Source organism: Neobacillus drentensis, from assembly GCF_036965645.1.
GTDB lineage: Bacteria > Bacillota > Bacilli > Bacillales > Cytobacillaceae > Neobacillus > Neobacillus drentensis_D.
This window is the reverse complement of sequence record NZ_JBALPZ010000042.1, coordinates 128,275-143,346: the sequence shown is the minus strand read 5'-3', so window position 1 is coordinate 143,346 and position 15,072 is coordinate 128,275. Positions and strand designations below refer to the sequence as shown.

The window sequence follows — 15,072 nt, the reverse complement described above, 5'->3', positions numbered from 1 at the left end:
ATTTAAAAAAGTTTCAATATATTTTGTGAAAATGTAAATCTACTAAATCATCAAATTTGAGGAAATTCAATAGACCTTTTAGTGTACGATGTAGGTATTCTTTCCATTTTCTATCCACTATAATGAAGGTACAAAATTCAGAACATTCACAAAAATTTTAATTGTGTTTTTTAGTAAAGAAACTATTTCTTTAGGTAATTAATGGAAGCGATTACAAGAAGGGGGTGGATAATGGAGAATGATTTGAATGCTTCAAGGATTTTACATAAATAGTCCAGTCTAATAGATTTTCAGTTTCTATTAAAAAAGGGGGCATTATGATGAATAAGTTTCTAAAGAAATATAGTGCAATAGCCTTAATTGTAGTTCTATTATTGGCATTATCAGCCTGTAATGCAGAAAGTACAGGAGGAAACAAAGCGAACAATGGGAATGTCATTAAAATAGGTGCTATTTTTGCTGAAACTGGACCGGCATCAACATTAGGAAAAACACAAGTAAATCTAGTAAAGCTGCTTCAAAAACAATTAGATGATCAAGGTAAAATTAAAGGAAAGAAAATCGAAATTGTCATGCAAGATTATGAAACAGACGATACGAAAGCAGTGGTCGCAGCAGATAAGCTGATATCAGATGGCGTAGTCGCTGTAGTGGGGGCAACTCAAGCTAGTACATCCATGGCCATTTTACCTAAGATTACGGCTGCTGGATTACCATTAATGACGGTGGCACCAGTAAAGCCTGACGCTAAGGGAATCTTCCAAATGGCTCCAAGCAATTTAACTAATGCAAATTTAATTTTAAAATTCTTAAAGAAACATAACATTTCGAAAATAGCATGGATTAATGCCCGCGATGGATTTGGTGTCGACGGCCTTCCGTCATTCGAAAAGGTAGCAAAAGAAAACAACATTGACATCGTAGCACATGAGGAATTCGATGCTACAGCTACAGATATGACTGTTCAATTAACTAATATTCGTAAGAAAAATCCACAGGCAGTGATTGTTTGGTCAAGAACACCGGGGGCTGGAATTGTTGCCCGCAACTTTAAAGCACTAGGTTTTGATATTCCAATGATTCAATCATCTGCTTCTGCGAATCAAGGCTTCTTGGACCAAGTGAAAGATAATAATGAAAATCNNTATGTTATTGGAAGTAAATTAAGTGTAGTCGACCAATTACCTGATGGAGCGCAGAAAGAGCGTTTAGAGAAATTCCGAGAAGACTATCGAGCTATGTTTAAGAGTGACCCTGATAACTTTACTGCCCATGCTGCCGACGGGTTCAACCTAATAATTGAAGCAATTAAAGCCGGAAATACCACCTCTAAGGATATTCAAACCTACTTGAAAAAGAAAGCAGGAAAATATGAAGGGTTAACCGGTACATTTGAATTACAATCTGATTATGTAGGTCCGTATGAAGATGGGTTTGCAGTTCTCGGAATTGAGAACAATCAATGGAAGTATGAAGAGTAAGAACATGCTAAATTCATGACAAATTGATAATCTTACCAATAGTAAAAATCAATGGCAGAATCTTAGGTTTCTGCCATTGATATTATGGAAGGAGTTCGGCGATGGATTTACTCATGCAATATATTGTAACGGGTTTAACCGTAGGAAGTATATATGCTTTGCTGGCGATAGGATTTGTCACCATCTATAACATTACTGGAATCTTAAATTTTGCCCAAGGTGAGTTTGCCATGATCGGGGCTTTGACTTGTATTACTTTGGTTAATACAGGTTTACCTATGTTTGCTTCGATACTAGCAGCCATTCTTATAACGGCTGTAATCGGACTTATTGTCGAAAGAACGGCCATTCTCCATGCGCGAAATAAGTCCGTTATCATTTTAATTATTATTACGATTGGATTATCCACCTTTTTAAAAGGAGTGGGTCTAATCGTTTGGGGCTCTAATCCTAAACAGCTCGCTCCGATTTTTCAGGCCAAGCCCATTCAATTTATGGGGGCTGTCATTAATCCTCAAAGTATCTTCATCTTTATTGTTTTGTTTATTCTATTAGCGGCTTTATATGTGTTTTTTGAAAAGACTTATATCGGATCCGCCTTACGAGCGAGTGAAAAAAACCCTCGGGCTGCAAAACTCATGGGAATTAATACGAGTACGATGTCTGCCCTTGCTTTTACTCTTGCAGCAGCTTTAGGGGCAATTGCTGGAATTATGATTGCACCAATTACCGATGCCACTTATGAAATGGGCTTTCTTATAGGCGTAAAAGGTTTTGTCGGGATGGTAATCGGTGGAATGCATAGTATTCCAGGTGCTGTAGCGGGAGCATTAATCGTTGGATTATTAGAAACTTTTTCCGGTGCATTTGTATCCACCTTTTATAGCGATGCGATTACGTTTACCGTTTTAATCCTCGTTTTGTTTTTTAAACCAAATGGGATTTTTGCCAGAGCTTCTGGCGAAAGAGTTTAGTAGGGAGGTATATAGATGTCGAAATTGGAAAACGCCTTGTATGGCAGCCGCTTGAAACCGTTGATTTTTATAATTGCGCTAGTTTTGGTTTTGCCATTAGTAGTGAACTCGCCTTATATATTTACAATTTTAATAATAATAGGCATTTATTCGATCGTTTCATTTGGCTTATGTCTATTGATTGGTTATGCAGGACAAATTTCCCTTGGCCATGCGGCCTTCTTCGGGATCGGCGCCTATACTTCAGGAGTGCTTACAACTCATTATCAAATTTCCCCTTGGCTTGCTATTGTCATTGGGATGGGTGCCACCTTTTTCATTGCTTACGTTATTGGCATTCCTATTTTAAAGCTGAAAGGACATTTTCTTGCTCTCGCCACTCTTGGAATTAATATTATATTCTATATTTTGATTTTGGGTCTCGATCAGTTTACAGGTGGAGCAGCAGGTTTAGTTGGCATTCCAACTTTATCATTATTTGGCATTCCTTTAATAGACAAAGTCTATTTCTACTACTTTGTTTGGGCATCCGCTTTCGTCATTCTATTATTATCATTAAATATTGTTCGTTCGCATGTAGGCAGAGTATTAAGGAGTATTCATGATAGCGAAATTGCAACCGAGACCCTCGGAGTTCAAGTTGCTAAATACAAAGTAGCTATTTTTGCATTAAGTGCAGCCTTTGCGTCACTCGCCGGAAGTATTTATGCCCATTATATTACCTTTGTTGCTCCGCCTACATTTTATATCACCAAATCTATTTTATTTTTAATCATGGTAATGGTTGGAGGCGCGAGCTCTATTTGGGGAGCTATCCTGGGGACTACAATTATTATGTTTTTAAATGAAATGATCCGCTATGTTGGTCACACTTATTTTGGGATTAGCGGAGAAGTAGAAATTGTTGTTTACGGATTAATAATAATCTTAATAATGATGTATGTACCAAAAGGACTAATGCCAGTTTTCTCGCAGTTCTTTAAAAGATTTGAAAGTAAAAAGCAAATAGCTGCAAAGGAACACAAAGAGATAATTACTGAAAAAGGAGTATGACATGGCAAATTTATTAATGGTACAGGGGTTAACCAAACAATTTGGTGGTGTTACAGCAGTTTCAGATGTCAGTTTTGAGGTTGGAAAAGGAGAAATTGTAGCGGTAATCGGACCAAACGGAGCGGGTAAAACCACACTATTTAATATGATTTCCTGTTTTCTGCCACCGACTACTGGAGAGGTATTTTTTAAAGGTAACAAGTTAACAGGTAAGAAGATTCCACAGTTAGCCCAATTAGGCATGTCACGAACATTCCAGAATCTGCAGATATTTGACAATATGACAGTTCTCGAAAACGTCATGATGGGGGCGCATGTTAAATTAAAAACCAATGTTCTAAATGCAGCGTTCCGAATGCCTCGAATTACAAAAGATGAAAAAATAGCCTATGATTTGGCTGTAGACGTTATAAAATTAGTAGAATTAGATGATTTAATGTATGAAAAGGCCGGTCAATTATCATATGGATTGCAAAAACAGTTGGAATTTGCCAGGGCTATTGTTTATGACCCCGAATTAATTATGTTAGACGAACCAATGGCAGGATTAAACGATTCCGAAACAAACAGAATGGCTGGTTATATACAAGGCTTAAAATCAAAGGGTCACTCCTTCTTATTTGTTGAACATAAGATGGCTACCGTAATGGAGCTGGCGGACCGGATTGTTGTTCTGGACTTTGGGAAAAAGATTGCAGAAGGAACACCGGAAGAGATTCAGAAGAATGAGATAGTAATTGCTGCTTATTTAGGTGAGGAGGCCGTTTAATGTTAGAAGTCAAAGGTCTTTGCACCCATATTGGTAAAATTCAAATTCTTCATGATATCGATATTGAGGTAAATAAGGGAGAGATTGTTTCGATTATAGGTGCCAATGGAGCGGGGAAAAGTACACTCTTAAATACGTTGGCCGGGCTTTATCGTCCGACCGCTGGTACGGTGATACTGGAAAATGAAATGATTAGCGGTTTACCGGCTTTTAAAGTGGTAGCAAAAGGTCTAAGCCTTGTTCCTGAGGGAAGGCAAATTTTTTCAAGTCTTTCCGTAAAAGAAAATTTAATGCTAGGTATGTTCTCAAAGTATTATAAAGAGAAAAAACATGCAAATGAGAATTTAACTAGAGTCCTCGATATGTTTCCGGGCCTAAAAAAACATCTGGATAATCTTGGAGGAAATTTAAGCGGCGGCGAGCAGCAAATGCTGGCCATTGGCAGAGGATTAATGTCTAACCCAAAAATTATTTTACTAGATGAACCATCTATGGGGCTTGCACCAAAAATAGTGAATGAAATATTAGAGACGTTAATGGTCATTAAAAAAGAGTTAGGAACAATGGTTATTTTAGTGGAACAAAATGTGAAGGCAGCACTACAAGTGACTGACAGAGCCTTTGTGTTAGACCAAGGGAGAATTATTCTTTCTGGTTCACGAGAGGAAATTAGTTCTAATCCCCAGGTGATGTCTGCTTATCTTGGGATCAAAGCGAATAGTGCCTGAAATTCAAATCCCGAGGAGTAGCTCTTTGGGATTTAATGTTTTGTTAATTATTATGAATATTAATATTTTTCAAAAATTAATGATTATATTAAAATAGAAGTAAGAAGAAATTGGGATGAGGGGATTGGATTATGCCTTACATGAACAAAGATCGCTTAATGAAAAAATTGGAGAATCATTTACGTTCAACAGCAAGACAACTCATTAAGTTTGATACCGAAGAAGAGGTTCTTCAATATTTAACAGCAGCATTCCGCTCTGAATTATATTGTGATTTTGTAGGTGTCATTCAAAATGAGGGAAGCCGCTATGTCATCAAAGCTTGGAGCGGCAATCAATCTGCAGTGACTGAAGCTTTCCCATTAGAAATAAATACTTGTTCCCCAAAACTTCTCCAACAGAGTTTAACATACGAAAGAGCGGATTCTCCTGAAACATGTCAAATGTCTAATATACTTAAAGAAGCTAAGGTTAAAACTTGGTTCACCGTTCCATTAAATGATAACGATTTCAATTTAGGTTTTTGTATTGTTGGTTTTTTAAACTATGTGCCACTTCTTGATATGGAGACCCATTTTGAAGAATTCGGTAAGGATATTGCTGTTGCAATGGCGATGGCCCGTGAGAAAAAATCACAATTGAACAAGATGGAGGGCATCGAATGGCTCAGCAAGAATTTATCCCTTAATGCACCGATCGAACAGCAAATGGCCGAGTTGACCTTAAGGGCTGGTAAAGGAACCAATGCTGATTTTGCCTGTATTTATTTATTTGATGAAAAGAAAAACTGTTTTGTTTACCAACCGCCTTCGTATGGTGAGTTTTTGGGCCCTATTAAAATTATGATTGAAGAGAATTATTTGTTAAACAAATATTTTCCCTGTTTAGAGAAACCAGGCGGTTCGCAATTGACTGTTCCATTGACCATTGACTTAAAGACAATTGGTGTCCTGCACATTGAAAACCAAAGAGAGGTTGTTTTTACTGAAAATGACCAAAGGATGCTTGAGTTATTATCCAATCATGTAGCTGCTATTATTGAGAATGCCCGCCTATTTAATAATGAGAAAGAGCAGAAAAACCGCCTTCAGTACCTATTGGATTATCAACAAGCCCTAGTAAAAGAAACAGTCGATGTAGAGAATTTTGATGGTATAACCTATAAACTATCAAGCCTTTTTCAAAGCCCAGTCATTTTATTTGATCGTTTTATGCAGCCGATATCAGTTGATATGTATGATTCTGAAGATAGGACACAGTTGCCTGAAGCGTTTCATGAAATGGCTATTAGAGAAAAGAGTTATTCAAAAGGGGTCGATTATTTTTCGATAGTAGTTCCTAACGAAACCTCCGATGTATACTCCTTTTGGATGATTAATGGAGGTGGAAGTCTGCTTGGGTTTTTGGCTCTACGAAGACCAAGTGGATATATAGATGAAATCGACCACCTAACCATTGAACTTGCTCGAAATATTTGTTCGATCCAATTTATTAAACAAAAGCTGGTTCTAGATGCAAAAGAACAAGCGAAAGATAGTTTTATCGCTAAATTGTTGGTAGAGAGAATTGAAGATAAAGAGGCTATTCTCCAGTATGCTAATCTTTTTCAGTGGGACCCTTTTCAAAGCCATCAGATTGCTGTGATGTCTATTTCATTAGAAGATAGAGAACTGAAGGGAAGCAATCTTTTGGAGCAAAATGCAAAAAAAAATCTTATCTGGGATAATATCAAATCAAATCTTTTAAAGATCGACCAAAAGATTTTATGTGCCTACCATGATGAGAAAAATATTTTAATCGTTCCCATTACAGATAAGACTACTATCTCGAAAAAATTTTGGTTTAACCTTTACGATAAATTGAAAAAATGGGCCAACGAAACCTCCATTAGCTGTAAAATCGGGATGGGGATTGGGGGAAAAACTTCAAACCTTTCTGATTATTTTTTGAGTTATCAGCAAGGTATCCAGGCATTAAATATAGTCAACAGCCGTTTACAGCATTTAGGATTTTCACTGTTTGACGAGCTCGGATCATATGCCATTCTTCACCATTTAAATGATTCTAAGACAGTGGACCTATTTGTTATGAAACAGCTGGGGCCGTTACTTACTTATTCAGAAGGAAAGAATACTGATTTATGCAACACGCTTCATACATTTCTCCAAAATAACGGAAATGTGAAGAATACAGCAGAGGACCTTTTTATTCACCGCAGTTCGTTACTCTATCGTCTCGAAAGAATTGAATCCCTTTTAGATGTTCAATTAAGCGATGCAGAAGTGAGATTTAATTTAATGATGGCTCTAAAACTAAATGATATGTACGGGGGAAAAATAGAAAAGGCTGCACTATTAATGTAAAATATAGAGCTTGGTCAATAGTGTGTTAGGGGGAACATTTTAACAGGCTATTGACCTTTTTTTATCTTAAGAGGTTGACTAACCGTAATTTTGATTAAAAAGATAAAGGTTTTTCCTACATAGTGTAGGTACAATTCATTGACAATAATTCGATATAATTAATTTACAGAATATTATTAATATAAAGGGAGATGGAATTATGGCCATTCAAACTATTGGAGTGGTAGGAGCAGGATCAATGGGGACTGGCATCGCTAACCTTGCTGCTATAAATGGATTTAATGTTATTTTACGTGATGTAGAAGAGCGTTTCTTAGAAGGCTCCATGCAGCGTATGAGTAAATTTATGGATAAAAGTGTTGCCAGAGGAAAAATGACAGAAGATCAGAAACAGGAGGCACTTGGCCGTATTCAAACCACTACTAGATTAGAAGATTTAAAAGATGCTGATGTGGTTATTGAAGCAGTTCTTGAGGACCTTAATTTAAAAAAGGAAGTATTTTCTGCGCTTGATAAAATTGTCCGTGAAGGAGTTATCTTGGCTACCAATACTTCTTCCATGTCCATTACAGAAATAGCTGCGGCCACAAAACGACCAGAGCTTGTAGCAGGTATGCATTTCTTTAATCCTGCTCAGTTAATGAAATTAGTAGAAGTAGTGCGCGGCTATAAAACGAGTGATGAAACGGTCCAAGAATTGAAAGCGTTATCTAAGAGATTAACTAAAGAACCAGTAGAAGTGAAAAAGGATTCACCAGGTTTTATTGTCAATCGGATCATGCTTCCACAGTTTATCGAAGCTATTAAACTAGTAGAAGAAGGCGTTGCCTCTTATGAAGATATCGATAAGGCTGTTAAACTAGGCTTGAATTATCCGATGGGACCGTTTGAACTGCAGGACTTTGCCGGTGTTGAAATTGGCTTGCATGTAATGGAGTACTTTAAAGAAGAATTTAATAACAACCAGTTTGCACCACCTCTTCTACTAAAACAGCTTGTAAGAGCAGGGAGATTAGGAAAGAAAACAGGTGCAGGATTTTACGATTACGAATAATGGATGGAGGAAATAATTATGAATTTAGAATTTTTATTATGTGAAATTGAAAATAAGGTAGCGGTGGTAACCATTAACCGACCGCCAGTAAACCCATTGAGCACTAAGGTTTTTAAAGAATTATCTTATTTGTTTGATGAACTCGAGGCAAATGATGAAGTACGGGCCATCGTGCTAACGGGAAGCGGAGAAAAGGCATTCGTTGCAGGTGCAGACATTAATGAAATGGCTAACCTTGATCTTGTTGGAATCAATAAAATGAACAAGACATCCAGGGAAGTTTTCTCCAAAATTGAAAATTTAACGAAACCTGTCATTGCTGCAATTAACGGTTTGGCACTTGGCGGAGGACTTGAATTGGCGCTTGCTTGTGATTTACGTATTAGTTCTACCAAGGCAAAGTTTGCATTCCCTGAAGTTGGACTTGGGATTATTCCTGGGGGAGGCGGCACACAGCGTCTACAAAAAATCGTTGGCCAAGGTGTTGCTAAAGAACTTCTATATTTCGGTGAAATGTTTGATGCCTACCGTGCATTAGAATTGAACATCGTAAATAAATTAACCACTGTGGAAGAATTACAAGATGCAGCAAAGGAATGGGCAGAGAAACTGGCTCAGAAACCGCCAGTTGCCCTTCAAATGGTAAAACTAGCAGTTAATACTGGAGGAAACACGGATATCGAGTCAGGTTTAATTATTGAAAGTACTTGTTTTGCTAATGCATTTTCTACTGAAGACCGAAAAGAAGGGCTCAAGGCATTTGTAGAAAAAAGAAAGCCGGTTTTCGCAGGGAAATAAAGGTTCGTCAATCAAGATGAAGTATCAAGTTTTAAATCGATACTTCATCTTTCAATGGTGTAAATGTGTTCGTTAATGGAGTGATGAATTGGATGGCTAAAGATCGTAATTATTATACGGTTTATGGGGTTATTGAGTATGCTGCTAGAGTATATGGAAAGAAAGAGGCATTATTCGATTTAAAAAATAGATTTACATTTTCGCAGATTAAAAATGATGCGGATCGGTTTGCGGCTGCTCTTACAAGAAGAGGTTTCAAGAGAGGGGACAGACTTGCAGTTTCCCTGCCCAATTGGTATGAAACCATCGTTATTTTTTTTGCGGCTGCTAAAATTGGTGCAACCCTTGTACCATTTAACCCTAAATATAAATCCCATGAGGTTAACCACATCTTAAGAAACTCAGAACCAAGAGCCGCGATTGTATCAGAAGATTTTGAACGAAATATTGGGATAAAAGAAGCCTTGTTTTCGGTTCCGGAAATCTTTACCGTTCGATTTAATTGGGGAGACCTCACGTCTTATGAGGATTTAATGAGGGAGGAGCCAACTGAAACAGTAGAGTCAGAGATTGATGTGAATAACGACATATTTTGTATTCTATATACATCCGGAACAACTGGCATACCAAAAGGTGTCATGATTCCCCACCGTAGTGTTGTCCAGTCAGCGAATGTGATGGGTGAAGAACTATTCTGGTCAGAAAATGATGTATTAATTTTACCTTCTCCACTATTCCACATCTTTGGCATGGCAGTTAACTTGTTTTGTGCTGTCTTTGCTGGAACACGAATTGTTTTATTAGAAAAATTTACTCCTCAAGAAATACTCCATTTGATTGAACAAGAAAAAATAACCATTCTTAATGGTGTACCGACCATGTTTATTAAACTTCTAGAAGCTGATGATTTTGCTAGTTATGATTTATCTTCACTCCGAACTGGTGTGGTGGGTGCATCCCCGATTCCAGCATCAAAAGTGCAAGAAATACGAGATCGATTGGGCATTAACCTTTGCCAATCATTCGGTATTACAGAGACAGTTTCGGTAACACTTACCCCGTATAGCGATAATGAAAATAATATAACAGAAACACTTGGAAAACCACTTCCAGGAGTAGAGTTAAGTATCGTTGATGATAATCGCCAAGCCCTGCCAGCTGGTGAAAAAGGGGAAATAGCGATTAAGAGCTTTGGTACGATGAAAGGCTATTATAAACTCCCTGAGCAGACAGCTGCAGTAATCGATCACGATGGTTGGTATTATACTGGCGATTTAGGCACACTTGATGACCAGGGTTATTTGAAATTTATAGGCAGGAAAAAAGAATTGATTATCCGAGGCGGGTTCAATATTTATCCTCAAGAAATTGAAGCTGTCCTTGCCAAAAATCCGAAAGTGGTTGATTCCGCAGTAATTGGCATCCCGGATGAAACATTAGGGGAAATTGTTTGTGCCGTTGTTCAGCTGAAAAGCGGGGAACTTAGCAGTGAAGAAGAGATTAAAACTTATTTAAAAGAGCAGATCGCCATTTACAAAGTCCCTGGAAAGGTGATTTTTACCGATAAATTTCCTGTTACAGCCAGTGGAAAAATTATGAAACTAAAACTTCGCGAGGAGATCGGTAATAAAGTGAGTAAACTGATTCAAAACTGAAAGGAGCAAAGAAAAATGAAAACAGAATATCCGTTCCAAGTACGCTGGGGAGATACGGACGCTGCCGGAATTGTCTTTTATCCCAATTTCTATAAGTGGATGGATGATGCAACACATGATTATTTAGCCCAAATTGGCTATCCATCTTCTAAACTCTTTGCTGAGCACAAAATCGGTGTGCCGTTATTGGAAGCAAACTGTGTTTTCAAAAGACCGCTCTTATTTGAAGACCAAGTTATCGTGCAAAGCTTTGTTGAAGAACTCCGTAATAAAGTCTTTAAAATTAAGCATGAATTTATAAAAGAAGAACAAATCGTGGCCGAAGGATATGAAGTGCGTGCTTGGACCTCTTTTGAAGGAAAACCTAAAGCGAATCCAATCCCGGATGTTATTCGTGAAAAAATGTTATCCCAAGTCGGAACCGTGGAGGGGTAACCATGCTTATTGAAAAAAAGGCAAATCATCATTTCTTATATAGTGAAATTTCACAAGCTGACACCTTCACCCCTGAGGATTTCGAGGATGAGCATAAAATGATTGCGGAGATGACAAGTAAATTTGTAATGAATGAAGTCTATCCAAAACTAGAGAAGATTGAGAAACAAGAATTTGCCGAAACAGTTACTCTAATTAGAGAAGCCGGTGAACTTGGTCTAATTGGGGCAGATATCCCAGTTGATGATGGCGGACTGGAATTAGGAAAGGTAAGTGCTACTATTATTGCTGAAAATATGGCGGCTGGCCGTTCTTTTTCGATAGCCTTTGGCGGTCAAACGGGTATTGGGGCATTACCAATCGCCTATTTTGGGAGTCACAGTCAAAAAAATAAATACCTGCCTGATATTTTAAGCGGGGAAAAAATTGCTGCCTATGCCTTAACTGAGCCTTCTTCTGGGACAGATGCGATGAGTGCCAAAACAACTGCCGTGTTAACAGACTGCAATAAATATTATTGCTTAAATGGAGAAAAGCAGTGGATCACGAATTCAGCATTTGCAGATATATTTATCGTTTATGCGAAGGTAGATGGAACAAAGTTTACGGCTTTTATTGTGGAAAAAGGCTATCAAGGTGTATCCACCAGTTCGGAAGAAAAGAAGATGGGGCTGAAGGGTTCGTCGACTCGCTCCTTAATCCTTGAAAATGTTCGGGTGCCAGTTGAAAATGTAATCGGTGACGTGGGCCGTGGACATATTATTGCTTTTAATGTGTTAAACATTGGCCGCCACAAAATTTCGGCCACTTCCCTTGGCTCGGCTAAACGCTCGATTGAGCTGGCGGTTAAGTATGCAAATGAACGAAGACAGTTTGGCCAGCCGCTTTCTAGTTTTAATCTAATTAAAAGTAAAATTGCTGATATGGTCATTAAAACTTATGTTAATGAGAGCGCTGTCTATCGGACAGCAGGATTAATGCAGAATGGTTTCGAGGAAATGAAGAAAAGCGGGCATGATTTTGGAGCAACCATTGCCCGTTATGCAGTCGAATGTTCTATAAATAAGGTAATGTCGACAGAATTCCTTGATCAGATCGTTGATGAAGCAGTTCAAATTCACGGCGGTTATGGTTACATGGCCGAATATGAAATTGAAACACTTTATCGTGATTCTAGAATCAATCGTATCTTTGAGGGGACGAATGAGATTAATAGAATTCTTATAGCTGCAACGGTGTTGAAAAACCATGTTGAACCAAGTGAAGAGATAGAATTGGAAATTGGTTTGCTCCAACGTGAGAAGCAGGTTCTTCAACTAATGAAAAAATTATTCCATGCAGCAATTGAATCCATTAAAAAGAATTCCCTGAGTGATTTTAATACAGAGCAAGAAATTGCCGCTTTCTTGGCCGATTTGGTCATTAGTATTTATGGAATTGAAAGTGCGGTTTTACGGACGGAAAAATCTATACTGAACACAGGTGAAGAGCAAAATCGGCAGAAGCTTGATTGTACAAGGGTTTATACACATGAAGCTTCCCAGAAACTCGCATTAACAGCATTAAATATGATCAATCATTTTGGTGATGAGGGGATTTTTTCTCGTATTGCTAGTCTATTAATCATGAGCAGTTCAGAAAATATCATATTCGTCAAACGTAGAATTGCCGAATGTGTGATCGAGAAAGAACGATACCATTGTTAGATTCACTAATTCACTTGAGGGCTGTATCAGAATGGAGAGGAATTTATGTCTAAAAATGACATTTCGATTAGAGATAGTCTACAACCTTACTATGATGGAATGAAGAAAAATCACTTAGGACCACTATGGTATGACCTTGGCCATATGGTAACCAAAGAACCGGTTCATGATGTAGAACCCTATTTGTGGAAGTGGAAAGTAATCCGTGAATATGTCTTAAAAGCCGGTGAGCTTTTAAAACCCGGAAAAGATGCGGAACGGAGAGTGGTGTACCTGCAAAATCCCAGCCTTTTAAAGCATGGTCTTGTCGGTTACGGGACTCATACCTTATATGCGGGTATTCAGTTACTGCTGCCGGGGGAAAGTGCACCTTCACACCATCATTCCCAGTCTGCGATCCGTTTTATCATCGAGGGCAGCGGGGCTTATACAGCCGTGAATGGGGAAAAAACATATATGGAACGCGGGGATATGGTCTTGACCCCTGCTTGGACATGGCATGAGCACAAACACGAAGGTACGGAGCCGGTATTTTGGCTGGATGGATTAGATGTGGGTCTTGTAAAGACATTAGCAGCTTCCTTCTTTGAACCATATGAAGAAGAGTCCTATCCTTTGGAAGTTCCTGAAAACTATTCTACTACACAATTTTCCATGGGTGCCTTTAAAAAGCTAAACGAGACGAAAAGTCCGGGATACCCATCTCCCATTTATGGCTATAAGTTTGAAAGAGTGAAATTCTTGCTTGATAAGATGAAGGAAAACGATAAGGACCCGTTCGATGGATTTGCCATTGAATATATAAATCCACTAACGGGAGGATCGGCTGATTCCCGAATCGGAACAATGATGCAAAAGCTTGAGCCTGGCATGCAAACTTTGGCTCATCGTCATGTACATAGTGCGATTTATCATGTTCTTGAAGGGAACGGCTATACCGTTATTAATGGCCAGAAGTTTGAATGGGAGAAGGGGGATTTCTTTATCCTGCCTCCCTGGAGTTTTCATGAGCATGTGAATACGGGAGAAGAAGATGTTTATTTGTTTTCTTTTAATGACAAACCAGTTTTGGAGAAATTGGAATTGGAGTACAGTGAGCCCTTTAAGGAAAACGACGGACATCAAATCATTGAAAAAGTTTTCGTGCCAGACAACGAGGAGGGGGCCTATTAATGAAAATTGCCATTTTTGATGAAGATGTCCTTGGCGTAGTAATGGGGGATTCAGTCGTAGATGTTTCCAATTTAGCAGGCTGGAATGCCGAGAATCCACGTGAATCCTTTCTTCGGCTGATTGATAACTTTGATGAAATAAAAGTGAAGATAGAGAGGGATATCGAAACTTGCCCTTCCTATCTTCTATCAAACGTCACATTGAAATCACCAGTTCCTGGGACAGGCAAGATTTGGGCAGCACCCGTCAATTATCGAAACCATCAAAAAGAAATGAATGAGTTATTTAATAACGCCCCTCGAACGATAGAAGAACTTGGTTTGTTTTTAAAATCACCAGATTCGCTATCAGGTCCCAATGATCCTATTGTTTTACCTTTTAAGGATCGCAGAACAGACCATGAGGCAGAGTTAGGTTACGTTATCGGGAAAAAAGCGAAAAATGTATCCTCATCTGAAGCAAAGGACTATATTTTCGGTTATTTTGCCTTACTTGATATATCGATAAGAGGCAACGAGGAAAGAACGTGGCGTAAATCATTCGATACCTTTACTCCGATTGGGCCATGGATTGTAACCTCCGATGAAATTGAAAATCCCAATGAGTTAGATATGAAGCTCTGGGTAAATGATGAATTGCGTCAGGACGGGAATACCAAGTATTTGATTTACGACTGCTTTAAGTGTTTTGAATTAGCCAATCAAAATATGACACTACAACCAGGGGACATTATCGCAACAGGAACCCCTGCAGGAGTAGGACCGATTGAATCGGGGGATACAGTACGGATTCAAATTGAGAGGGTTGGCGAATTTACCTTGGATGTTAGATATTCGGACAAATACTTAGAGTATGAGACTAGTAAATAATTTATGAATAAATC

At 38.4% G+C, this 15,072-nt stretch carries 13 protein-coding genes; all 13 read left to right on the top strand.

The window, feature by feature from the left end; all coding sequences use genetic code 11:
- Positions 1-317 precede the first annotated feature (317 nt).
- The 13 genes from V7266_RS08745 to V7266_RS08685 all read left to right on the top strand — a co-directional run bounded on the left by V7266_RS08745 (position 318) and on the right by V7266_RS08685 (position 15,058).
- A complete protein-coding gene (locus tag V7266_RS08745) occupies positions 318-1,481 on the top strand; it encodes an ABC transporter substrate-binding protein (RefSeq protein ID WP_438825767.1) in 1,164 nt (387 codons plus the stop codon).
- A 101-nt stretch (positions 1,482-1,582) separates the two neighbouring features.
- The gene (locus V7266_RS08740) at positions 1,583-2,455 is read left to right on the top strand and encodes a branched-chain amino acid ABC transporter permease (protein WP_335467502.1); all 873 of its coding nucleotides are present in this window, start codon (positions 1,583-1,585) and stop codon (positions 2,453-2,455) included.
- A gap of 15 nt (positions 2,456-2,470) precedes the next feature.
- Positions 2,471-3,508: a branched-chain amino acid ABC transporter permease gene (locus tag V7266_RS08735; protein WP_335467501.1), complete on the top strand. Its 1,038-nt coding sequence runs from the start codon at positions 2,471-2,473 to the stop codon at positions 3,506-3,508.
- 1 nt (position 3,509) lies between these two features.
- Entirely contained in the window at positions 3,510-4,277 is a 768-nt protein-coding gene (locus V7266_RS08730; protein ID WP_335467500.1) for an ABC transporter ATP-binding protein, read from the top strand.
- Positions 4,277-5,005 carry an ABC transporter ATP-binding protein gene (locus V7266_RS08725; protein ID WP_335467499.1) on the top strand — a complete coding sequence of 243 codons (729 nt, stop codon included), beginning with the start codon at positions 4,277-4,279 and terminating at the stop codon, positions 5,003-5,005. The genes V7266_RS08730 and V7266_RS08725 overlap by 1 nt, the downstream gene beginning before the upstream one ends.
- Positions 5,006-5,136: 131 nt before the next feature.
- A complete protein-coding gene (locus V7266_RS08720) occupies positions 5,137-7,368 on the top strand; it encodes a helix-turn-helix domain-containing protein (RefSeq protein WP_335467498.1) in 2,232 nt (743 codons plus the stop codon).
- Positions 7,369-7,567: 199 nt separating this feature from the next.
- Complete coding sequence (locus tag V7266_RS08715; RefSeq protein WP_335467497.1) at positions 7,568-8,422, top strand: 3-hydroxyacyl-CoA dehydrogenase family protein; 855 nt, start codon at positions 7,568-7,570, stop codon at positions 8,420-8,422.
- 18 nt (positions 8,423-8,440) lie between these two features.
- A complete protein-coding gene (locus V7266_RS08710; protein ID WP_335467496.1) occupies positions 8,441-9,220 on the top strand; it encodes an enoyl-CoA hydratase-related protein in 780 nt (259 codons plus the stop codon).
- 92 nt (positions 9,221-9,312) lie between these two features.
- Positions 9,313-10,875: a class I adenylate-forming enzyme family protein gene (locus V7266_RS08705; protein WP_335467495.1), complete on the top strand. Its 1,563-nt coding sequence runs from the start codon at positions 9,313-9,315 to the stop codon at positions 10,873-10,875.
- Positions 10,876-10,890: 15 nt separating this feature from the next.
- On the top strand, positions 10,891-11,310 hold the full coding sequence (locus tag V7266_RS08700) for an acyl-CoA thioesterase (protein WP_335467494.1): 420 nt from the start codon (positions 10,891-10,893) through the stop codon (positions 11,308-11,310).
- Between the two features lie 2 nt (positions 11,311-11,312).
- Entirely contained in the window at positions 11,313-13,016 is a 1,704-nt protein-coding gene (locus tag V7266_RS08695; RefSeq protein ID WP_335467493.1) for an acyl-CoA dehydrogenase family protein, read from the top strand.
- 45 nt (positions 13,017-13,061) lie between these two features.
- On the top strand, positions 13,062-14,189 hold the full coding sequence (locus V7266_RS08690; protein ID WP_335467492.1) for a cupin domain-containing protein: 1,128 nt from the start codon (positions 13,062-13,064) through the stop codon (positions 14,187-14,189).
- Positions 14,189-15,058 (top strand): fumarylacetoacetate hydrolase family protein, encoded by an 870-nt coding sequence (locus tag V7266_RS08685; protein ID WP_335467491.1) that lies wholly within the window; start codon positions 14,189-14,191, stop codon positions 15,056-15,058. The genes V7266_RS08690 and V7266_RS08685 overlap by 1 nt, the downstream gene beginning before the upstream one ends.
- The last annotated feature ends 14 nt before the right edge of the window (positions 15,059-15,072 follow it).